27 protein-coding genes and 1 riboswitch are annotated in these 21,692 nt (G+C 43.5%); of the genes, 20 read left to right on the top strand and 7 right to left on the bottom strand.

Going from position 1 to position 21,692, the window contains the following annotated elements:
- Positions 1-45 precede the first annotated feature (45 nt).
- Positions 46-831 (top strand): biofilm matrix protein TasA, encoded by a 786-nt coding sequence (gene tasA, locus NYE53_RS12270; protein ID WP_014477324.1) that lies wholly within the window; start codon positions 46-48, stop codon positions 829-831.
- Positions 832-923: 92 nt separating this feature from the next.
- On the opposite strand, the gene sinR is transcribed toward tasA, so the two are convergent.
- The 4 genes from sinR to NYE53_RS12250 form a co-directional block, all read right to left on the bottom strand.
- Positions 924-1,259, bottom strand: coding sequence for a transcriptional regulator SinR (gene sinR, locus NYE53_RS12265; protein ID WP_003226345.1), 336 nt, complete (start codon positions 1,257-1,259; stop codon positions 924-926).
- A 33-nt stretch (positions 1,260-1,292) separates the two neighbouring features.
- The gene (locus tag NYE53_RS12260) at positions 1,293-1,466 is read right to left on the bottom strand and encodes an anti-repressor SinI family protein (RefSeq protein ID WP_339244940.1); all 174 of its coding nucleotides are present in this window, start codon (positions 1,464-1,466) and stop codon (positions 1,293-1,295) included.
- 183 nt (positions 1,467-1,649) lie between these two features.
- Positions 1,650-2,444 carry a YqhG family protein gene (locus NYE53_RS12255; RefSeq protein WP_003230200.1) on the bottom strand — a complete coding sequence of 265 codons (795 nt, stop codon included), beginning with the start codon at positions 2,442-2,444 and terminating at the stop codon, positions 1,650-1,652.
- Between the two features lie 20 nt (positions 2,445-2,464).
- Complete coding sequence (locus NYE53_RS12250; protein WP_339244937.1) at positions 2,465-4,138, bottom strand: SNF2-related protein; 1,674 nt, start codon at positions 4,136-4,138, stop codon at positions 2,465-2,467.
- A gap of 168 nt (positions 4,139-4,306) precedes the next feature.
- A riboswitch (glycine riboswitch) is annotated at positions 4,307-4,408 on the top strand.
- Between the two features lie 170 nt (positions 4,409-4,578).
- On the opposite strand from NYE53_RS12250, the gene gcvT reads away from it, so the two are divergent.
- The 3 genes from gcvT to gcvPB are packed head-to-tail and all read left to right on the top strand — an operon-like array spanning position 4,579 to position 8,502.
- Entirely contained in the window at positions 4,579-5,667 is a 1,089-nt protein-coding gene (gcvT, locus tag NYE53_RS12245) for a glycine cleavage system aminomethyltransferase GcvT (RefSeq protein ID WP_339244936.1), read from the top strand.
- Between the two features lie 29 nt (positions 5,668-5,696).
- A complete protein-coding gene (gcvPA, locus tag NYE53_RS12240) occupies positions 5,697-7,043 on the top strand; it encodes an aminomethyl-transferring glycine dehydrogenase subunit GcvPA (protein ID WP_339244934.1) in 1,347 nt (448 codons plus the stop codon).
- Positions 7,036-8,502, top strand: a complete 1,467-nt coding sequence (gene gcvPB / locus NYE53_RS12235; RefSeq protein ID WP_339244931.1) for an aminomethyl-transferring glycine dehydrogenase subunit GcvPB — start codon at positions 7,036-7,038, stop codon at positions 8,500-8,502. The genes gcvPA and gcvPB overlap by 8 nt, the downstream gene beginning before the upstream one ends.
- A 34-nt stretch (positions 8,503-8,536) precedes the next feature.
- On the opposite strand, the gene NYE53_RS12230 is transcribed toward gcvPB, so the two are convergent.
- Positions 8,537-8,917 carry a rhodanese-like domain-containing protein gene (locus NYE53_RS12230; RefSeq protein ID WP_004398485.1) on the bottom strand — a complete coding sequence of 127 codons (381 nt, stop codon included), beginning with the start codon at positions 8,915-8,917 and terminating at the stop codon, positions 8,537-8,539.
- Between the two features lie 190 nt (positions 8,918-9,107).
- Between NYE53_RS12230 and lipM the strand changes: the two genes are divergently transcribed.
- The 3 genes from lipM to NYE53_RS12215 all read left to right on the top strand — a co-directional run bounded on the left by lipM (position 9,108) and on the right by NYE53_RS12215 (position 11,473).
- The gene (lipM, locus tag NYE53_RS12225; RefSeq protein ID WP_047182867.1) at positions 9,108-9,944 is read left to right on the top strand and encodes an octanoyltransferase LipM; all 837 of its coding nucleotides are present in this window, start codon (positions 9,108-9,110) and stop codon (positions 9,942-9,944) included.
- A gap of 99 nt (positions 9,945-10,043) precedes the next feature.
- Positions 10,044-10,472 (top strand): transcriptional regulator MntR, encoded by a 429-nt coding sequence (gene mntR, locus NYE53_RS12220; protein WP_003236923.1) that lies wholly within the window; start codon positions 10,044-10,046, stop codon positions 10,470-10,472.
- 125 nt (positions 10,473-10,597) lie between these two features.
- Positions 10,598-11,473, top strand: coding sequence for a patatin-like phospholipase family protein (locus NYE53_RS12215; protein ID WP_003230220.1), 876 nt, complete (start codon positions 10,598-10,600; stop codon positions 11,471-11,473).
- Here the strand turns inward: NYE53_RS12215 and NYE53_RS12210 are convergent.
- Together NYE53_RS12210 and NYE53_RS12205 are read right to left on the bottom strand one after the other, a co-directional pair.
- Complete coding sequence (locus NYE53_RS12210; RefSeq protein ID WP_003226367.1) at positions 11,470-11,865, bottom strand: SA1362 family protein; 396 nt, start codon at positions 11,863-11,865, stop codon at positions 11,470-11,472. The genes NYE53_RS12215 and NYE53_RS12210 overlap by 4 nt on opposite strands.
- A gap of 39 nt (positions 11,866-11,904) precedes the next feature.
- Positions 11,905-12,861 (bottom strand): DUF1385 domain-containing protein, encoded by a 957-nt coding sequence (locus tag NYE53_RS12205; RefSeq protein ID WP_017696209.1) that lies wholly within the window; start codon positions 12,859-12,861, stop codon positions 11,905-11,907.
- Positions 12,862-13,087: 226 nt separating this feature from the next.
- Between NYE53_RS12205 and NYE53_RS12200 the strand changes: the two genes are divergently transcribed.
- From NYE53_RS12200 to spoIIIAH, 13 genes are all read left to right on the top strand, one after another.
- Positions 13,088-13,624: a YqhR family membrane protein gene (locus NYE53_RS12200; RefSeq protein WP_003230222.1), complete on the top strand. Its 537-nt coding sequence runs from the start codon at positions 13,088-13,090 to the stop codon at positions 13,622-13,624.
- 86 nt (positions 13,625-13,710) lie between these two features.
- Entirely contained in the window at positions 13,711-14,157 is a 447-nt protein-coding gene (aroQ, locus tag NYE53_RS12195; RefSeq protein WP_120028359.1) for a type II 3-dehydroquinate dehydratase, read from the top strand.
- Positions 14,154-15,215: an aminopeptidase PapA gene (gene papA / locus NYE53_RS12190; protein ID WP_015251726.1), complete on the top strand. Its 1,062-nt coding sequence runs from the start codon at positions 14,154-14,156 to the stop codon at positions 15,213-15,215. Before aroQ ends, papA begins: the two co-directional genes overlap by 4 nt.
- 24 nt (positions 15,216-15,239) lie before the next feature.
- Positions 15,240-15,797, top strand: a complete 558-nt coding sequence (gene efp / locus NYE53_RS12185) for an elongation factor P (protein WP_003226377.1) — start codon at positions 15,240-15,242, stop codon at positions 15,795-15,797.
- Positions 15,798-15,941: 144 nt separating this feature from the next.
- Positions 15,942-16,223, top strand: a complete 282-nt coding sequence (locus NYE53_RS12180) for a YqhV family protein (RefSeq protein ID WP_004398639.1) — start codon at positions 15,942-15,944, stop codon at positions 16,221-16,223.
- Positions 16,224-16,298: 75 nt separating this feature from the next.
- Entirely contained in the window at positions 16,299-17,222 is a 924-nt protein-coding gene (spoIIIAA, locus tag NYE53_RS12175) for a stage III sporulation protein AA (RefSeq protein ID WP_015714242.1), read from the top strand.
- Positions 17,216-17,731: a stage III sporulation protein SpoIIIAB gene (spoIIIAB, locus tag NYE53_RS12170; protein ID WP_014477309.1), complete on the top strand. Its 516-nt coding sequence runs from the start codon at positions 17,216-17,218 to the stop codon at positions 17,729-17,731. The genes spoIIIAA and spoIIIAB overlap by 7 nt, the downstream gene beginning before the upstream one ends.
- 22 nt (positions 17,732-17,753) lie before the next feature.
- Positions 17,754-17,960 (top strand): stage III sporulation protein AC, encoded by a 207-nt coding sequence (spoIIIAC, locus tag NYE53_RS12165; RefSeq protein WP_003153142.1) that lies wholly within the window; start codon positions 17,754-17,756, stop codon positions 17,958-17,960.
- Between the two features lie 6 nt (positions 17,961-17,966).
- Positions 17,967-18,368 carry a stage III sporulation protein AD gene (gene spoIIIAD / locus NYE53_RS12160; RefSeq protein ID WP_003230228.1) on the top strand — a complete coding sequence of 134 codons (402 nt, stop codon included), beginning with the start codon at positions 17,967-17,969 and terminating at the stop codon, positions 18,366-18,368.
- An 18-nt stretch (positions 18,369-18,386) separates the two neighbouring features.
- Positions 18,387-19,586, top strand: a complete 1,200-nt coding sequence (spoIIIAE, locus tag NYE53_RS12155) for a stage III sporulation protein AE (RefSeq protein ID WP_003230230.1) — start codon at positions 18,387-18,389, stop codon at positions 19,584-19,586.
- 13 nt (positions 19,587-19,599) lie between these two features.
- Positions 19,600-20,220: a stage III sporulation protein AF gene (spoIIIAF, locus tag NYE53_RS12150; RefSeq protein ID WP_003230233.1), complete on the top strand. Its 621-nt coding sequence runs from the start codon at positions 19,600-19,602 to the stop codon at positions 20,218-20,220.
- Positions 20,213-20,902, top strand: a complete 690-nt coding sequence (spoIIIAG, locus tag NYE53_RS12145; protein WP_015714240.1) for a stage III sporulation protein AG — start codon at positions 20,213-20,215, stop codon at positions 20,900-20,902. The genes spoIIIAF and spoIIIAG overlap by 8 nt, the downstream gene beginning before the upstream one ends.
- Complete coding sequence (gene spoIIIAH / locus NYE53_RS12140) at positions 20,903-21,559, top strand: stage III sporulation ratchet engulfment protein SpoIIIAH (RefSeq protein WP_003230250.1); 657 nt, start codon at positions 20,903-20,905, stop codon at positions 21,557-21,559.
- Positions 21,560-21,692 lie beyond the last annotated feature (133 nt).

Here is a 21,692-nt window from a genome sequence, read left to right as displayed (position 1 = left end):
AACAGGTTTCGATATAAAACATTCAATAAAAGGGGAGTTTTAACCATGGGTATGAAAAAGAAATTGAGTTTAGGAGTTGCTTCTGCAGCACTAGGATTAGCTTTAGTTGGAGGAGGAACATGGGCAGCATTTAACGACATTAAATCAAAGGATGCTACTTTTGCATCAGGTACGCTTGATTTATCTGCTAAAGAAAATTCAGCGAGTGTGAACTTATCAAATCTAAAGCCGGGAGATAAGTTGACAAAGGATTTCCAATTTGAAAATAACGGATCACTTGCGATCAAAGAAGTTTTAATGGCGCTTAATTATGGAGATTTTAAAGCAAATGGCGGCAGCAATACATCTCCAGAAGATTTCCTCAGCCAGTTTGAAGTGACATTGTTGACAGTTGGAAAAGAGGGCGGCAATGGCTACCCGAAAAACATTATTTTAGATGATGCGAACCTTAAAGACTTGTATTTGATGTCTGCTAAAAATGATGCAGCGGCTGCTGAAAAAATCAAAAAACAAATTGACCCTAAATTCTTAAATGCAAGCGGTAAAGTCAATGTAGCAACAATTGATGGTAAAACCGCTCCTGAATATGATGGTGTTCCAAAAACACCAACTGACTTCGATCAGGTTCAAATGGAAATCCAATTCAAGGATGATAAAACAAAAGATGAAAACGGGCTTATGGTTCAAAATAAATATCAAGGCAACTCCATTAAGCTTCAATTCTCATTCGAAGCTACACAGTGGAACGGCTTGACAATCAAAAAGGACCATACTGATAAAGATGGTTACGTGAAAGAAAATGAAAAAGCGCACAGCGAGGATAAAAATTAATAACAGCAATAAAAAGAGACGGCCCAGTAAATTATCACTGGGCCGTCTCGATGTTTATTGACAAAAGAGGAGTTAGTGCCTCTGCTCAGGCACTACTCCTCTTTTTGGGATTTTCTCCATTTTTGATAATCTAAAAATTCACGAAATTGTTTTTTCGATACCCCGGATGTCATTGCATCGCGAACCAATTTCTCCCATTCACTATCTAATTGACCATCGTATTCGGTTTCATGTTTCTCATCGAGCAAAGTATGAACCGAGACGTCCAGAACAGCGGAGACTTTTTCGAGAAATTGAATGGAGGGGTTCGTTTGTAGATTTCGTTCTATTGAGCTTAAATAAGACTTCGCTACCCCAGCTTTTTCAGCTAGTTCTGATAGTGAGTAGCCTTTTTCTTTACGGTATTGTTTAATACGCTGGCCAATCAATGTCATCACCTTCCTTGTGATATTATAGCACATTCAGAAAGGATTTACGGTATGACTTCTGGCTGCCGGACCAGGATGAGCAGACTTTTTGTTTAAAAGTAAATATTTTTGTATTTCTTCCGGGCTGATATTTGCCTCTTTGGCTTCCATCATCAATTCAACCCATTCTTGATCCAATTCAAAGTGCTCTTGTTTTGCATTTTTCATGCAGTTTCTCCTCCTAAAATACTTGTTTATGTATTTCAGCCAGTCCGGCCATGACTCATTGTATGCTTCATTAGTCTCTGGAAGTCATTTGCCAATACAATTACCAGAATTTTTTTCCAATATACTTTTATTATAATCGCATTTTCTTAAAAAAAACGAGAACGGTGTCGAATGGTAAAAAAGTTAGCTTGAAATATTATTTTGCAGATAAAACAATCCGCCATTTTCAATTTCAACTGAAATCTTTGGTTGATACAAGGTTTTCAGCGCCTGTTTTTCTAGATGGTATTCTTCTGGTTTTTCTTCTATATGCTCGTAAAACTTATCAAGCAATGTCATATCATTCTTCCACCTGTTAACCGCCTGTTCCGCCCAGTCGGACGGCTCCTGCATAGCGGATTTGGAAATATAGTTTTCCATACGCTTAAGTCCGCTTTCTGGTTTGATCATAGGTGAAATGGTGAAGCAATAGTCACATATTTGAGACGTCAGTGAAAACTGGGTCAGCTTGCTTTGAAAATCTTCAATAATCGTTCCAGAGACTAGGTGAAGACCTAGTGACAATAACTTATCCTTTTTCATGTCGGACTGGTATGAAATCGTGACATTTATACCAAGCCAAGGCTGAAGTGGGACTTTAGCTCCGGCTGATTCAATTTTCTCATACATTCTGGTAAATCTCCCATTTTGTTTAACAGCTTTAAATATTTGAAAAAGACGCGGAGCCCCAAAATATATAAATTCACCATCTAGGTCTTTTGGCGCATTTTCTTTATCTGTAATAAAAGTGATTTTCATTGGATTCGGATCACCGCCTGTCTTCTCGCGCCAATGCCAGTAGAAAGGGCGGTTCATGATCTGTTTGTCCATTTCAACTGTAAGCTGCACTGTCATATAGCCTAAGCCTTGATCGACGATTTGGCAGCTGTTTGCTTGAAAAAAACGCAGCAGAAAATCGTGAACCTCTTGCTGTCTCACTAATAAAACCTCCTTACAGGCTAAGATCCTCTTTTTTCAGCAGGCTGCTGTTTTTTATAAGACAAAAATGAGGTTAAGTTATCCATTTTTATTTTCATTTCTTCTTCTGTTGCTGAGTGATACAAAATGTCATGAAGGTGCTCTTCAAAATTGTTCACTTGAATTTTTGTTAAAATATCATCAAGTTCACCGACCACTTTTTCAAACAAATGAATTTTTTCATATAAAAGCTTTAGAATATGCTCTTCCACCGTATGTTTTGTCGCCATGTTATAAATATGCACGTCACGCTCCTGCCCGAGTCTGTGAATTCTTCCGATTCTTTGCTCAAGTCGCATCGGATTCCATGGCAGGTCATAGTTGATCATGTGATTGCAAAATTGCAGGTTAATTCCCTCACCGCCTGCTTCAGTTGCAATAAGGACTTGGATTTTTCCGCGGAAAAGATCCTTCATCCAGTCTTTTTTCCCACGTTTAAATCCGCCTCTAAACGGCACAGAACTGATGCCGTTTTGCTGAAGAAACCACTGCAGATAAATCTGAGTTGCACGGTATTCTGTAAAAATGATGACCTTATCGTCGATCTTTTTGATCAAATCAACAACTTGAAGCGCTTTAGAGTTTTGTGTCACTTGATTAATGCGATCTATTAAAACTGAAATCGTATCCTCATCAATGGCAGGTGTTTGTTTCTCTTTTTGATCAAGCATCTTTTTCAGCGTCATATACACCGCTTCTCTGCTCGAACAGCATTCTCTTTGCAAGGTCATAATCGAGAACATGCTGGCTGGTTTATTGATACTTTCCTTCAAACGAGAAATTTCATCATAAAGCGCCTGCTCTGATGGAGAAAATTCAATCGGCACTGTTTCAACATGGCGCTGTTTCCAATTCAGCCCGGTATCATGCCGCCTGTTACGGATCATGACTTTATTCACAAGATCTTTTAAATGTTCATGCGCTTCTAAACTGGATTTCTTCTTGGCGAACTCCTCCTGAAAGTGATTCTGACTGCCTAAATGGCCGGGTTTTAATAAGGACACCAAATTGAAAATCTCTTCGATACGGTTCTGGATTGGCGTCGCGGTAAGAAGCAGGCAATATTTTTTTACGAGATTCCGGACAAATTCATAGTTCTTCGTTTTGCTATTTTTCAGTTTGTGTGCCTCATCAATAATGACAAGATCATATGGGATTGACAGAACGATTTCGCGATGGGGCGAGCGCTTCGCGGTGTCTATTGATGAGACGACAATATCGCATTGCTCCCACACATAGCTTTTCTTTTGTTCAACAGCCGGAATCAAAAATTTTTCCTGAAGCTCTTTGACCCATTGTGACACAAGGGAAGCGGGCACAAGGATCAAAATTTTTTTTGCTAACCCGCGAATCATATATTCTTTTAGAATCAGTCCAGCTTCAACCGTTTTCCCGAGACCAACCTCATCTGCTAAAATCGCTTTCCCGTTCATTTTTTCAACCACTTTTTGCGCCACCTCAAGCTGGTGGGGGAGCGGCGTAAAGGAAGGCAGATATAAAGGAGCCCGTAAACCTTCAAACTCTGGAATTGCTAATGTTTTCTGGATTTCTGCAGAGAGCTTGTACAGTTCCCAGTTTGCCCAAGGGCCATCGTTTTTCAGTCTTTCAGCAAATTCTTCAGGCCATTTTGCATCGTAGATCATTTCTGTATTCATTGCTTTAAAACCGCCTTTCTTATTCTTCGATTCTTAAGATGAATAATATTAGAAAAATCTGCCCAAATTGCTGTTGCCCAGCATATAGTGATGATGGTAGGATATGAGTATGTATTTGATGTAAGATATTGCTATAGTATGTCCATAACAGCATGAAAATATGAGCGAATGACAGCAAGGGGAGAGACCTGACCGAAAACCTCGGGATACAGGCGCCGAAGGAGCAAACTGCGGAGTGAATCTCTCAGGCAAAAGAACTCTTGCTCGACGCAACTCTGGAGAGTGTTTGTGCGGATGCGCAAACCACCAAAGGGGACGTCTTTGCGTATGCAAAGTAAACTTTCAGGTGCCAGGACAGAGAACCTTCATTTTACATGAGGTGTTTCTCTGTCCTTTTTTGTATGTTTTTAGCTGCGCCGTTGATAAAGGGGAGGAATTAGATGCTGAAAAGAACGCCGTTATTTGACCTGTATAAGGAATATGGAGGAAAAACGATTGATTTCGGAGGCTGGGAGCTTCCTGTTCAATTTTCTTCTATAAAAAAAGAACACGAGGCTGTCCGAACTGCAGCCGGTTTGTTTGATGTATCTCATATGGGAGAAGTCGAAGTGTCAGGGAACGACAGTCTGTCTTTTTTGCAAAGATTGATGACAAATGATGTTTCCGCGTTAACGCCAGGCCGTGCTCAATATACAGCGATGTGTTACCCGGATGGCGGAACCGTCGATGATTTGCTTATCTATCAAAAAGGGGAGAACCGCTATCTGCTTGTCATTAATGCTTCTAATATAGATAAAGACTTGGCTTGGATGAAAGAACATGCAGCAGGTGATGTGCAGATTGACAATCAGTCAGATCAAATCGCGCTCTTGGCTGTACAGGGACCGAAAGCAGAAGCGGTCTTAAAAAATATGACAGAGGCAGATGTGTCTGCATTAAAGCCGTTTGCGTTTATTGATGAAGCCGATATCAGCGGCCGCAAAGCACTTATTTCACGCACTGGCTATACGGGAGAAGACGGGTTTGAAATTTACTGCCGCAGTGATGATGCTATGCATATTTGGAAAAAAATCATCGATGCAGGGGATGCATACGGATTGATTCCATGCGGTCTCGGTGCACGTGATACACTCCGGTTTGAAGCGAAGCTCCCGCTCTACGGTCAGGAGCTGACCCGGGATATTACACCGATTGAAGCAGGTATAGGCTTTGCTGTAAAGCACAAAAAGGAGTCTGACTTTTTCGGTAAGTCAGTATTGAGTGAACAAAAAGAAAACGGAGCGAAACGCAAACTGGTCGGTCTCGAAATGATTGAAAAAGGGATACCGCGGCACGGATATGAGGTTTTCCAAAATGGCAAGTCTGTCGGAAAGGTGACAACCGGCACGCAGTCACCGACATTAGGGAAAAACGTCGGCCTTGCCTTAATTGATTTGGAAACGAGTGAGATCGGGACTGTTGTAGATGTAGAGATTCGCAAAAAATTAGTGAAAGCAAAGGTTGTCAAAACACCATTTTATAAACGCTAATATTTTTTCTTGGAGAGAGGAGACAACACATGAAGCACCGTTATTTGCCCGCAACAGAAAAGGATAAACAGGAGATGCTTGCTACTATCGGCGTAAGCAGCATCGATGATTTATTTGCTGATATACCGGAAAATGTCAAATATAAAAAAGAGTATCAAATTAAAAAAGCGAAATCAGAAACAGAATTAACAAGAGAACTGACAAAGCTGGCCTCTAAAAATCGTGATACCGTACAATACGCTTCTTTCTTAGGAGCGGGTGTATATGACCACTATCAGCCTGTCATTGTGGATCATGTCATTTCGCGCTCTGAGTTTTATACCGCATATACGCCTTATCAGCCAGAGATTTCACAAGGAGAGCTCCAGGCTATTTTTGAATTCCAAACGATGATCTGTGAACTGACAGGCATGGATATCGCAAACTCCTCGATGTATGACGGCGGAACAGCCTTGGCGGAAGCAGCAATGCTTGCTTCAGGCCACACGAAAAAGAAAAAAATCGTTGTGTCAAAAACCGTGCATCCTGAATCGCGAGAAGTGCTGAAAACGTACGCAAAAGGTCAGTATATTGATGTTGTTGAAGTACCCGCTGCGGATGGCGTTACGGATCTTGATGCATTGCGCCAAACCGTTTGCGAGAACACAGCCGCAGTGATCGTTCAGTACCCGAATTTTTTCGGCCGGATCGAGCCGTTAAAGGATATTGAGCCTATCGCTCATCAAGGGAAATCCATGTTTATTGTTTCAGCTAACCCGCTTGCGCTAGGTCTTCTCACTCCGCCGGGCAAGTTTCAGTCTGATATCGTCGTCGGTGATGCGCAGCCTTTCGGCATTCCTTCAGCTTACGGCGGCCCGCATTGCGGCTTTTTTGCCGTTACTAAAAAATTAATGCGAAAGGTGCCGGGCCGTCTCGTCGGACAAACGGAAGACGAAAACGGAAAAAGAGGCTTTGTGCTTACCCTGCAAGCCAGGGAGCAGCATATCCGCCGAGATAAAGCAACATCAAATATATGCTCGAACCAAGCTTTAAATGCGCTGGCAGCATCAGTGGCCATGACTGCTCTCGGAAAAAACGGCGTAAAAGATATAGCCGGCCAAAATCTCTTAAAAGCCAACTATGCAAAGCAAGAAGCAAAAAAAGCAGGCCTTACTGTTATGTTTGACGGGCCGATATTTAATGAATTTGTCATCAAACTGGATGAGCCGGTGAGAGCTGTGAACAAGCGTTTGCTGGCAAAAGGCATGATTGGCGGATATGATCTTGGGTTGACGTATCCGGAGCTGGACTGCCATATGCTGATTGCTGTAACGGAGCTGAGAACAAAAGAAGAAATTGACGCACTCATTCAGGAATTGGGGGATCGCCATGAGTAATCAGGACCAGGCACTTATTTTTGAACTTTCAAGAGAAGGCCGAATCGGCTATAGTCTGCCGGAGCTCGATGTACCGGAAATCGAATTGGGGGACCTCTTGTCAGACACCTATATTCGTGACGAAGACGCAGCGCTGCCGGAGGTTTCAGAGCTGGACATCATGCGCCATTATACAGCGCTGTCCAAACGCAATCACGGGGTGGATTCCGGTTTTTATCCTCTCGGTTCTTGCACGATGAAATACAATCCGAAAATCAATGAAAAAATCGCACGTATACCTGGTTTTGCTGCGATTCATCCTCTTCAGGATGAAGACACGGTGCAAGGCGCATTAGAGCTTTTATATGATTTAAGCAAGCACCTTGAAGAAATAACGGGAATGGATGGGGTTACGCTTCAGCCTGCTGCCGGAGCGCACGGCGAATGGACGGGGCTGATGATGATCCGTGCCTATCATGAAGCTCGCGGGGATTTCAAGCGGACGAAGGTCATTGTCCCTGATTCCGCGCATGGGACGAATCCTGCATCAGCAACAGTAGCAGGCTTTGAAACCGTTACGGTGAAATCGAATGAAAATGGGCTTGTTGATTTAGAGGATTTAAAAAGAGCAGTGAATGAAGAAACTGCAGCTCTTATGCTGACGAATCCGAACACGCTCGGCTTGTTTGAGGAGCAGATTACAGAGATGGCGGAAATTGTACACCAAGCGGGGGGGAAACTGTATTATGATGGCGCTAATTTAAATGCCGTTTTAAGCAAGGCGAGACCTGGAGATATGGGATTTGACGTGGTGCACCTCAACCTGCATAAAACATTCACAGGCCCTCATGGCGGCGGAGGCCCCGGCTCAGGCCCTGTCGGCGTAAAAGAAGATCTGATTCCTTATTTGCCAAAGCCAGTTTTAGTCAAAAAAGAAGGGCGCTTTACGTTTGATTATGACCGCCCTCATGCGATCGGCCGTGTGAAGCCGTATTACGGCAACTTTGGCATTAATGTGAGAGCGTATACGTATATTCGCTCCATGGGGCCTGACGGATTAAAGGCTGTTACTGAGAACGCAGTGTTAAACGCCAATTATATGATGAGAAAGCTCGCGCCTTATTACGATCTTCCGTTTGACCGCCATTGCAAGCATGAATTTGTATTATCAGGGAAGCGGCAGAAAAAGCTGGGAGTGCGTACGCTTGATATTGCAAAACGGCTCCTTGATTTCGGCTATCATCCGCCGACGATTTATTTCCCGCTTAATGTTGAAGAATGCATCATGATCGAGCCGACAGAGACCGAATCAAAGGAAACACTGGACGCGTTTATTGGTGCTATGATTCAAATCGCAAAAGAAGCGGAGGAGAATCCGGAGCTTGTTCAGGAGGCCCCGCATACAACGATTGTAAAAAGAATGGATGAAACAAAAGCGGCGAGACACCCGGTGCTCAGATACGAGGCGGTAGAAAGATAAATAAAAACAGCTGTCTACCAGACAGCTGTTTGCTTTATTTCTTCGCTTTAATCTTTCCGCCCCATTTTTTAAAGCCGCCTTTTAGGTTGTAAATCTCAGTGCAGCCGTTTTTGCGCAGGGTTTGTGCCGCGCGTCCGCTGCGGACACTGTTTTGGCAGTACAGGTAAACAGGCTTGTCCGTACGGATCTCATTTTTTCTCTGTTTCAGCTGGGAAAGCGGGATGTTGCGGGCGCCTAAAATATGTCCGCCCTCAAACTCATTTGGCTCGCGAACATCAATAAGCTGCGCTTTGCGGTAACCCGCGCGGAATTCTTCTTCGGTAAGTGTTTTCATAATTCGCTGCTGATAGACATATGAAGCAATCATATAGATGATAAACGCAGCAAAAATAATCAAAACGATCATATTAGACAATGTGATTCTACTCCTTTAGCATATAAAATCAAAACCCTGCATCATAAAACAAGGTCATAGAGCCGTTTTCGACAAATACTATTATAGTAAAGCACAGCGTGATTGTCATCTATAATGGAACTAAAATATTTTTCATTTTCCCGACAGTTTGATAAACTGATTCTATTAAAACGGTAAGGAAGGTCTTAAAATGCAAAAAGAAACTTGGCGGTTTATAGACTCAGGCAATGCAAGTCCTGCATTCAATATGGCGCTTGATGAAGCGCTTTTATATTGGCACAGCGAAAAGAAAATCCCCCCGGTTATCCGTTTTTACGGCTGGAATCCGGCGACACTTTCTGTAGGGTATTTTCAAAATATTAAAAAGGAAATCAATTTTGAAGCAGTACATAAATATAATCTCGGATTCGTCAGACGCCCGACCGGCGGGAGAGGTGTGCTGCACGATCAGGAACTGACATACAGCGTAATTGTTTCGGAAGAGCACCCCGAGATGCCGGCGACTGTTACTGAGGCTTACCGGGTTATTTCAGAAGGCATACTTCAAGGCTTTAGAAATCTCGGTCTGGACGCTTACTTTGCCATCCCGAGAACTGAAAAAGAAAAAGAAAGCTTAAAAAATCCGCGGTCATCTGTTTGTTTTGACGCGCCTTCGTGGTATGAGCTAGTGGTTGAGGGGCGCAAGGTAGCGGGAAGCGCGCAAACGAGACAAAAAGGCGTGATTCTTCAGCATGGCTCCATTCTTCTTGATTTAGATGAGGACAAGCTGTTCGATCTGTTCTTATATCCAAGTGAAAGAGTAAGAGAGCGGATGCAGCGCAATTTCAAAAATAAAGCGGTTGCCATTAATGAACTCACTGAAAAGCGGGTGACGATGGATGAGGCTCGTCAAGCCTTTAAAGAAGGATTTGAAACAGGTCTTAACATTCATTTGGAGCCATATGAACTTTCTCAGGAAGAGCTTGATTTTGTTCATCACTTGGCTGAAACAAAGTACGCTTCAGATGAATGGAATTATAAGCGGTAAACAGGGCTTTTGACCCGCGGAGCATCCTTGTTTTTTCAAGTTCATTAGTGTAAACTTGTAATGGTTTATAAAGATAAGGTGCTTTTTGGGAGGGTTTCGATGACAACACCAAGTATGGAAGATTATATTGAACAGATTTATATGCTGATTGAAGAAAAAGGATATGCACGAGTTTCCGATATCGCGGAAGCATTGGCAGTCCATCCCTCCTCTGTAACAAAAATGGTTCAAAAACTAGATAAAGACGAATATTTAATTTATGAAAAATATCGCGGTCTCGTGTTAACGTCTAAAGGGAAAAAAATAGGCAAACGGCTGGTATACAGACATGAATTGCTTGAGCAGTTTTTAAGAATCATTGGTGTTGATGAAGAGAAAATATATAACGATGTCGAAGGAATCGAACATCATTTAAGCTGGAACAGTATTGATCGCATCGGGGATCTTGTTCAATATTTTGAAGAAGATGATGCCCGTAAAAAAGATCTGAAATCAATCCAAAAGAAAACAGAACATCATAATCAGTAAAATGGCGGTCTCGAAGGAGGCCGTCTTTTTTGATACGCTGACGCCACCCGTCATTCGTTGGTCTATTTCTTCGCGTGTTTTCTTAAAATGGTAATAAACGATCGGATGGAGGGGGAGGGAATGAGATGTATATTGACGGTGTTTTTTCCGGCGGAGGAGTAAAAGGCATTGCGCTCGCAGGCGCTTATGAAGTGCTTGAGGAAAAAGGCTTCCGCTTTAAAAGAGTTGCGGGTACAAGCGCCGGCGCCATTATTGCCGCTTTCATTGCGTCAGGTTACACCAGTAAGGAAATCCACGCTTTAATTGAAGAAGTGGACGGAGAGAAATTGCTGGACCAGAGGTACTCATTTCTCCCCTTAAAGATGCTCCAGTGGGTTTCCATCTACTGGCGTCTTGGCTTATACAAAGGCGATACGATAGAAAAATGGATTGCTGATCTGTTAAGAGCGAAAGGCATAAGGGTTTTCGGCGATTTGCAGAAAGGGTCTCTGCGCCTTATTGCTTCTGATTTGACAAACGGCACCATGATTGTTTTGCCGGACGATTTGGCCCGTTACGGGTTAAATCCAGATATGTTCCCGGTTGCCAGAGCGGTCAGAATGAGCTGCAGCATCCCGTATTTCTTTGAACCGATAAAATTAAAAACGGACACAGGCACCGCCACGGTTGTCGACGGAGGCGTGTTAAGCAATTTTCCAATCTGGCTGTTTTCAAAGGAAAGAAAGCGCCCTGTGATCGGTGTCACGCTTGCGCCGCGTGAAAGAGAGCGTCCGAAAAAAAATATCCGCAACGCTTTTGAACTGTTCGGCGCCCTGTTTGAAACGATGAAGGATGCTCATGACGCAAGGCACATTGCGTCACGCTATGAACAAAATATCATTTTTCTCCCTGTCGATGACGTAATGGCCACTGATTTTCATTTAACACAACAAAAAAAACTAGCCCTGATTGAGCTAGGTAAAAGACGGACAGAGCTGTTTTTAAAGCAGTGGACCTATTAAAAAAGCGCTCTGTTTTTCTTTTTGTTTTTTTTCCCTTCTATAACAGTCAGCTGAGTCTGGCTTTTTTTCTTGAGAATCATCGGCTTAGGCTTGCTGGCGCTCGGAACGCTTCGCAGGTGGCTGACACGTCCCTTATGTCCGGCGCGGTGTTTTGCTTTTTGTTCTTTCATCCGGCGCCGCGATTGTTTCGCCGCTTTTTTGAAGGCTGCTCCTTCGCTGCCCGCATTTCGATTCATTACATATTTCACAATAAAATAAATAATGATACCTGCCACGATGACGGTTACCGCCATTTTTGCCATTTCTCCGGGATTGGTTACCAGCACATAGAGGAAACCGAACGCTCCCAGCGCAATTAATACAGCAATAATAGGTTGTACACGATGATTCATAACTGTCCACCTCCGAAAGTAATAGCAGGGCAACGGATTTTAGATGACGTTGTGAGAAGGCTTCTGATTTTGCTCAGACAATGCTTCGAGTCTGAGAAGTTCGTTAAAGCTTTCGATGGCAACTTCAACCTGGTCATCCTTAGGTTCCTTTGTGGTTAACAGCTGAAGCCAAAGTCCCGGGTACCCAAGTAATTTCAGACCGGGAATGTCACGCACTTTGTTTGTCAGCTGCAGAACTTCAAAGGATATACCAAGCACGACCGGTATCAGTGCGACACGATCTATAACACGCAGCCAAAGCGGATCTGTCGGAACGAGTAAATAAACAAACATGCCGACAATAATCGTAAATAAAATAAAGCTTGATCCGCAGCGGTAATGAAGCCGAGATTGGTTTTGGACATTCTCCACAGTAATTGGCAAATTCTGTTCATAACAGTTTATGACTTTATGTTCGGCTCCATGATATTGAAACACTCTTTTAATAAGCGGTGTCATGGACAAAAAATAGATGTAACCGAGCAGCAAAATCAACTTAAACAGGCTTTCAACCGCGATTTGCGCTGTGTCCGAGGAAAAAATCGGCCTTGTCAGTTCAGCTAAGAAAACTGGAACCAATGTAAATACGAATTTACTGAACAAAAATGATAGGACGCCTATAACTGCGAGGCTGAGATACATAGACAGCCCAGAGGATTTTTTTTCTTCCTGCTCAAGTGTCTCGTCTTCAGATGGATCGAGCCCGTAACGTTCGCTTGAAAAATTCAAATGCTTTGTGCCGTTTGCACTCGCTTCGATAATGGCCGCGATCCCCCGTAAAAACGGTATCTTTTTCACGATGTTCAGTTTCGGGTTGTGTTTGCGTGGAAGCTTAAAAAAGTCAATGCTTCCATCCGTTCTTCTGATGGCTGTAACGTAATGATGCTTTCCGCCAAACATAACGCCTTCCACAACAGCCTGCCCGCCGTAAGCGGGCGGAACTTTATGTTTTGACATATTATCAACCTGCCTATTTCTTTAGGATTGCTAACCATTTCCTTTCACTCTATTGTACAGGAAACAACGCTAAACCTCTAGATTGACAGGCTGAAAAAATTGCCATAGCCTTGCTTTTTCTACATGCATTATACCCTTTATTTTCAAATTTTACTCGCAGCTGTCAAAAAGTGTGAGCTTTTTTATTGACATTTCATTTTTTGGGCACACTTTAACTGGAGGTGCCATGATGACAAGCGAAAAAGATACAGAACAAAATGAAGAATTGAATGAGAAGCAAAAGCCGCCTGTTTCAATGGCCGGAAGGGTGGCGGCAACAGGTTTTTGCGGAGGCGTACTTTGGAGTTTCGTTGCTTATATCGCATATTTGTTTCATTTTTCCGAAATCAGCCCGAATATGATATTGCAGCCGTTTGTGCTCGGAGAGTGGAAAAAACATGGGCTGGGAACAGTAATCAGCATCATTTTAATTGGAGTAATTTCAATTGGCGCAGCGTTTCTTTATTTTCTTCTATTGAAACGTTTAAAAACAATGTGGCCGGGTATTTTATACGGCTTGGTGCTTTGGCTGCTCGTGTTTTTTGTCTTTAATCCGATTTTTCCAGATGTGCGCACGGTGACCGAACTGACATCAGATACAATTATTACGACCATTTGCATTTATTTGCTTTACGGGCTGTTTGTCGGGTATTCCATTTCATTTGAATACAATGAGCTGAATTCGGAAAAGCTTGCACGTGCGCTGGGAATGCATAGAGAATAGTGTATAATCCTTTTCCAGTATGATAAAATGTTCACGAGAAGTGAACATTTTTTACATGAGAAACCCTCGCGAAAAGGAGAGATTATGTGCCTCATTTTTTGATTTTGAACGGACCGAATGTTAACCGGCTTGGGAGTCGTGAGCCTGAAGTATTCGGCGGCCAGACACTGACCGATATTGAAACAGATCTTTTTCAGTTTGCTGAAGCCTTACATATCCAGCTCACTTTCTTCCAGTCTAATCACGAAGGTGATTTGATAGATGCGATACATGAGGCTGAGGAGCAATACAGCGGGATTGTTCTGAACCCCGGCGCCCTGAGTCATTACAGCTATGCGATCAGGGATGCTGTTTCAAGCATCAGTCTTCCTGTGGTAGAGGTGCATTTATCAAACTTATACGCCAGGGAAGAATTCAGGCATCAGTCGGTTATCGCTCCTGTTGCGAAAGGGCAGATTGTCGGTCTTGGAGCTGAAGGCTACAAGCTTGCTGTTCGCTACTTATTAAGCCAGCAAGGGGGAGAATCAAGATGAAGCTAGAGAAATTAAGAAACCTGTTTGGACAGCTGGGAATTGACGGCATGCTGATTACAAGCAGCACGAATGTACGCTATATGACAGGGTTTACAGGTTCGGCGGGTTTGGCTGTTATATCGGGTGACAAAGCAGCGTTTATTACGGATTTTCGTTATACTGAGCAGGCGAAGGTTCAGGTAAAGGGTTTTGAGATCATTGAACATGGCGGCAGCTTGATTCAGACCACTGCCGACACTGTTGAATCGTTTGGCATCAAGCGTCTCGGCTTTGAACAGAACAGTATGACATATGGCACTTACGCTTCATACAGCGCCGTTATCAGTGATGCCGAATTAGTGCCTGTGGCTGAATCCGTGGAAAAGTTGCGCTTGATTAAGTCTAGTGAAGAGATTAAGATATTAGAGGAAGCTGCGAAGATTGCAGATGATGCCTTCAGACATATCTTGACGTTTATGAAACCCGGCATTTCTGAAATCGCTGTTGCCAATGAGCTGGAGTTTTATATGAGAAGCCAGGGAGCAGACAGCTCTTCTTTTGATATGATTGTCGCCTCAGGCCTTCGTTCAAGCCTTCCGCACGGTGTGGCCAGTGACAAACTGATTGAAAGCGGAGACCTTGTTACGCTTGATTTTGGCGCTTATTATAAAGGATATTGTTCTGATATTACCCGGACGGTCGCTGTAGGTCAGCCCAGTGATCAATTGAAGGAGATCTATCAGGTTGTATTTGATGCTCAGGCGCTTGGCGTCGCACATATTAAGCCGGGAATGACAGGAAAAGAGGCTGACGCCCTCACAAGGGATCATATTGCTGCAAAAGGCTACGGTGACTATTTCGGCCATTCAACCGGGCACGGGCTCGGCATGGAAGTTCATGAATCGCCGGGATTATCCGTCAGATCTTCAGCTATCCTTGAACCGGGTATGGTGGTCACAGTGGAGCCGGGCATTTACATACCAGAAACAGGCGGTGTCCGCATTGAAGATGACATCGTGATTACAGAAAACGGCAACCGGACAATCACCCATTCCCCAAAAGAACTTATTATTTTGTGATTGGAATATAGGAGGACATTAAACATGATTTCAGTTAACGATTTCCGTACAGGATTAACAATTGAAGTAGATGGCGGCATTTGGCGCGTCGTTGACTTCCAGCACGTAAAACCTGGAAAAGGTGCGGCATTTGTCCGCTCTAAACTCCGCAACCTTCGCACTGGCGCGATTCAGGAAAAAACATTCCGCGCTGGTGAAAAAGTAGCGAAAGCGCAAATTGAAACCAAAACAATGCAATATCTATATGCAAACGGAGATCAGCACGTATTTATGGATACTTCTTCTTATGAGCAGCTTGAACTGAGCGCAACTCAAATCGAAGAAGAATTAAAATACCTGCTAGAAAACATGTCTGTGCATATCATGATGTACCAGGATGAAACACTTGGTATCGAACTTCCAAACACAGTTGAGCTGAAAGTTGTTGAAACTGAACCTGGTATTAAAGGTGATACAGCGTCAGGCGGTACAAAACCTGCGAAAACTGAAACCGGGCTTGTTGTAAACGTGCCGTTCTTTGTGAATGAAGGCGACACACTTGTTGTCAATACATCAGACGGTTCTTACGTTTCAAGAGCATAGAAAGAAAAAAAGAAGTCTGTTCCCAAATGGGAGCAGGCTTTTTTTGTGCCCAAAAACAGAATCTTTCTTTTATACGAAAATGACAAGACTACTTCAGCAAGCTAGAGCATATCATATAAAAAAATGGGAGGTTGGGAGAGTGCTATGAAATTTTTACTTGGAAATATCAATTCTACTGTTTTAACAATGGCGGGATTACGAGTTTTATCCTCTATGATTGAGCTGACGGCAGCAATTGTCATGCTTGTGACCAACGATGTCCGGAAGGCGGTTGTGGTTAACAGCATTCTCGCTATTGTCGGTCCGTTGATTTTTATCATTACGATGACTGTCGGAATCTACCAAATTGCCGGGCAGCTTTCGTATGCAAAGCTGATTCTGATTTTTACGGGTGTTGTCTTGATTTTGGCGGGTGTTCATAAATAAAGAGAGGCTTGTCATAAAGTCTGCCTCACATCATACATTTTAAAGAAGCCAATCGGTAGAAAGGAGGAGGCTCTGTTGAATGAAATCGCTGAGGTTCTCCCTGAATCCATGAAAAACGCCCTTTCTGAAATACCGGAACAACAATGGCTGGAAATCGAAGAAGTCAGAATTCGGATCAACCGCCCTGTTGAATTGATTCGAAGAGGACAACCTGTTTATTTGTCCTATGCGGGCACGGCCGAGGATGCCCATCTGATCCTGAGCCGGCTCAGCAACTATAGTATGTATACACTTGAAGAAGAGCTGAAGAAAGGGTATGTCACGATCAGAGGCGGCCACAGAGTCGGACTGGCGGGCAGAGTCATTACGGAAAACGGAGGTGTGAAAGGCCTCCGTGACATCGCATCTTTTAATATACGAATTGCCCGGCAAAAGCTGGGGATTGCGGAGCCACTGCTTCCATACTTATATCAAAGCAGCTGGCTGAATACGCTGATTATCGGACCGCCCCAAACCGGCAAAACAACACTTCTCCGGGACCTTGCGAGGCTCTCAAGCACCGGCAAAAAACCCATGCTGCCCGTTAAGACAGGAATCGTCGATGAACGGTCAGAAATTGCCGGATGTCTTCGCGGCATTCCGCAGCATCAATTTGGTCAGAGAATTGACGTGTTAGACGCCTGTCCAAAAGCTGAAGGGCTGATGATGATGATTCGATCTATGAGCCCTGAGGTGATGATTGTCGATGAAATCGGGCGTATGGAAGATACAGATGCACTTCTGGAGGCACTGCATGCCGGTGTTTCAGTAATCGTATCGGCGCATGGCTGGAGCATATCCGACCTGATGAAGCGGCCTTCATTGAAGCGTTTGTGGGAAGAAAGAGCCTTTGACCGCTATTTGGAATTATCAAGAGCAAAAGGGCCGGGCACAGTGAGCCAAATTTATGACAAAGACGGAAATGTGCTGTCTAGGACGACGGGCGTGAAAACATGCTGAAGCTGCTGGGCGCTGTATTCATTGTGGTAGCGACAACATGGACAGGTTTTGAGATGGCGAAGATTTATACAGAACGGCCGCGGCAAATCCGCCAGCTGCGTGCGGCGCTTCAATCCCTCGAGGCTGAAATCATGTACGGCCATACACCGCTTCATACTGCTTCACAGCAGATTGCCAAACAGCTCGCACAGCCTGTTTCAGCTCTTTTTTCCGCATTCAGTGATCAGCTGGACAAGGGAAGTGATTCCGCGAAAACGGCGTGGGAGCAAAGCTTAAAGAAGGTATGGGATACCCTGTCTTTGAAAAAAAGCGAATACGAAGTGCTGAAGCAGTTTGGCGAGACGCTCGGGATTCATGATCGAATCTCTCAGCAAAAGCACATCAAGCTGGCGCTGACACATTTGGAAGCCTCTGAAGCGGATGCTGAGCAGGCGCAAGCGAAAAATGAAAAGATGATAAAAAGTTTGGGCTTTTTAGCGGGCTTGTTACTCATTCTTCTATTGATGTAAACGTGAGGGGAGCAAAAATAAAATGGGAGTAGACGTGAATGTCATATTTCAAATTGCCGGAGTGGGAATCGTGGTCGCTTTTTTACACACGATATTGGATCAGATGGGCAAGAAAGAATACGCTCAGTGGGTGACGCTGTTAGGTTTTATCTATATTTTATTTATGGTCGCCACGATTGTAGATGACCTATTTAAAAAGATAAAAGCTGTGTTTTTATTCCAAGGATAGGGGGGCTTGCAGATTGACATTGTTCAAATTGTAGGTTTAGGGCTGATCGCCACCTTCCTTTCTTTAATTGTAAAAGAACAAAAGCCGACTTTTGCGTTTTTAATCGTCGTTTTTGCCGGATGTGCCATTTTTCTTTATTTGGTAGACCAAATCTACGACATTATTCGAATGATAGAAAAAATTGCGATTAATGCAAATGTCAACATGGTCTATGTTGAAACCATTTTAAAGATTATCGGAATCGCCTATATTGCTGAATTCGGGGCACAGCTCACAAAAGATGCCGGTCAAGGAGCCATCGCCTCGAAAATAGAATTGGCGGGGAAAATTTTAATACTCGTAATGGCTGTGCCTATTTTAACCGTCATTATCGAAACGATTCTCGGACTTATACCTTCTATGTCATAACCGAAAGGAGGCGGTAGATTGAAGCGCTTTCAATGGGTTTTGCTTTTGGCCGTGCTGATCATAGCAGGCCGTGCAGAAATTGTACAAGCAGCTGGTAATGCAGAACAAACGGAAGACCATGCTGAAACAGCCGAGCAATTAGCGGAAAGGACAGCAGCCTCGCTTGAAACAGATAAGATCGGGGAATTTTGGAATGACATTATGACAGAATACGGCGGACTGCTGCCGGAAAGCCAAAAAGGCAGCTTAATGGAGTTTATCAATGGCGATAAATCATTCTCACCGCAAGAATGGCTGAAAGCTCTCTTTTCTTACTTGTTTCATGAAGTGCTTGCCAACGGAAAGCTGCTGGGCACATTGATTTTGCTCACGATTTTTTGCGTCATTCTGCAGCTTTTGCAAAATGCTTTTCAGCAAAGCACCGTCAGTAAGGTCGCTTACTCAATTGTGTACATGGTGCTGATTATCCTTGCGCTTAATAGCTTTCATGTGGCAATTAACTATGCAACTGAGGCGATTCAGACGATGACCAGCTTTATCCTGGCGCTCATTCCGCTCCTCTTGGCGCTTTTGGCTTCCTCAGGCGGAGCTGTATCTGCTGCCTTCTTTCATCCTGTTATCCTCTTCCTGATGAACACGAGCGGTCTCTTGATTCAGAATATCGTCATGCCGCTGATTTTTTTATCAGCGATTCTGAGCATTGTCAGCACGATGACTGAACAATACAAAGTAACGCAGCTGGCTAACCTGCTCAGAAATATCGCCATCGGAGCACTGGCTGTTTTTCTTACCATCTTTCTCGGCGTCATCTCTGTTCAGGGAGCCTCAGCTGCAGTGACAGACGGCATTACGCTCAGGACGGCTAAATTTATAACCGGAAATTTTATTCCTGTGCTTGGCCGAATGTTTACAGACGCAACAGATACAGTAATCAGCGCCTCTTTACTGCTGAAAAATACGGTAGGGATTCTCGGTGTCGCTATTTTGATCTGTATTGCGGCATTTCCGGCAATCAAAGTGCTTTCCCTCGCTTTTATTTATAAGCTGGCAGCCGCGATTCTTCAGCCGCTAGGAGGCGGGCCCGTCATCACCTGCCTCGACGTCATCAGCAAAAGCGTCATTTATATTTTTGCAGCTCTCGCCATTGTGTCTCTCATGTTTTTTTTAAGCCTTACTGTCATAATCACAGCCGGAAACCTCACGATGATGATGAAATGAAGGAGGCAGGCGAATGAGTTTTTTAACGGAATGGCTTACCACCATCGTGTTGTTTATCCTATTTGCAATTGTGATTGATATGCTGTTGCCGAGCTCCAGCATGCAAAAGTACGCAAAAATGGTAGTCAGCCTGCTCTTGATTGTCGTCATGCTTACGCCGATTTTTAAACTTTTCAAGACAGACCCCGAAGTCATCTTTGAATATCTCACAAAAAACGGGCAGTCAGAGTCTGCCGACATAAAAAATCAAATCAATTCAAAAAAAATAGAAATACAAGCTTCCCAGCGCGCATATATTCTAGAAGAAATGGCTGTCCAACTAAAAAAGAAAGCGGAGGAGAGATTCAGTCATGATGAATATAAAGTAGGCCGCATCAAACTCACGGCAGGAGAAAAGGTAGATTCAGAAGAGGATATTAAAACAATCAGCGTGTATATGGCCCCGTCTTCTGAAAAAACGGTCCAAACGGTCGCGCCGGTCCACATTGATACAGATCATGCATACGTAACGAAAGAAGCAGCCGAACAAAAAGAAGCCAAACAGATACAAACGCAGCTCGCGGACATTTGGGAAATCGGAAGTGAGAAAATTACGGTTCATATGGAAGGCGGGGAGAGTGTCGGCAATGAATAAAAACGGATTATGGAATGTATTGAAAAAGCAGTTTCTTCCGGGACAAATGAAGGACGGCGAAAAGCCGAAGCTGACCAAATATCATTACTTTCTATTCGTTTTTGTTCTCGGAGTTTCCTTTATGCTTGTCAGCCAGCTGTTTTCTTCACCTGAGAAAACAGAAAACGCCAAAACGATAACGGCCGTATCATCGCAACATTCCGCAGACAGCAAAGAGAAAACAGCTGAAGTGTTTAAAGCCTCAAAATCTGATAAACCTAAAGACTCGATCGATGACTATGAAAAAGAATACGAAAATCAGCTGAAAGAAATTCTTGAAACAATCATTGGTGTGGACGATGTCTCGGTTGTCGTGAATGTAGATGCAACGTCGCTGAAAGTATACGAAAAAAACAAATCAAACAAAAATACAACCACTGAAGAAACTGACAAAGAAGGCGGAACAAGAAGCGTTACAGACCAAACATCGGAGGAAGAAATCGTCATGATCAAAAACGGCGATAAAGAAACACCTGTCGTCGTCCAAACGAAAAAACCTGATATACGCGGTGTACTCGTTGTTGCTCAAGGAGTGGACAACGTTCAAATAAAACAAACCATTATCGAAGCGGTGACACGGGTCCTGGATGTTCCAAGCCACCGGGTTGCGGTTGCCCCTAAAAAAATAAAGGAGGATTCATAAATGCTTAAAAAACAAACCGTTTGGCTATTAACAATGCTCAGTCTTGTCGTGGTGTTAAGCGTCTACTATATCATGTCGCCGGAAAGCAAAAACGCTGTGCAGATGCAAAGTGAAAAAAGCGCGTCTGACAGCGGAGAGGTCGCAACTGAAAAAGCGCCTGCCAAGCAAGACACGAAGGAAAAAAGCGGTACAGAAACTGAAAAAGGAAAAGAAGATGGAACAAAGGGAACGAAAGATTCATCAGCAGACAAGGAAACATCCGCTGAAGCCAGTGAAAAAGGAACTGTTGTTACGGAAACAGCCGATGATGATCTGTTTACAACGTACCGTCTTGATTTAGAAGATGCCAGAAGCAAAGAAAGAGAAGAGCTGAATGCGATTGTGTCAAGCGATGATGCAACAGCCAAGGAGAAAAGCGAAGCATACGATAAAATGACGGCTCTCAGTGAAGTGGAAGGAACAGAAAAACAGCTGGAAACGCTGATTAAAACACAAGGTTACGAGGATGCGCTCGTTAATGCTGAAGGAGATAAAATCAATATTACAGTCAAATCAGACAAACACTCCAAATCGAAGGCGACAGCCATTATAGACCTTGTCGCAAAAGAAATCAAAACAATGAAAGATGTCGCTGTCACATTTGAACCATCCAAGTAAGAAAGAGGAAAAAGAAGCCCGCTAAACAAGCGGGCTTTTTGCGTTGCTGTCATATTAGAGTTGAATTCAAAAGTCCGCTCCTGTAAGATGAACATAGTATGTACTTTTAGTAGTAACCTATAAAAAAGAAATT

The sequence above is a fragment of the Bacillus sp. FSL R5-0523 genome (assembly GCF_037975295.1).
In the GTDB taxonomy this organism is placed as follows: domain Bacteria; phylum Bacillota; class Bacilli; order Bacillales; family Bacillaceae; genus Bacillus; species Bacillus subtilis.
Note: the sequence above shows the minus strand (reverse complement) of the source record. Positions and strands in the feature narration are given on the sequence as shown.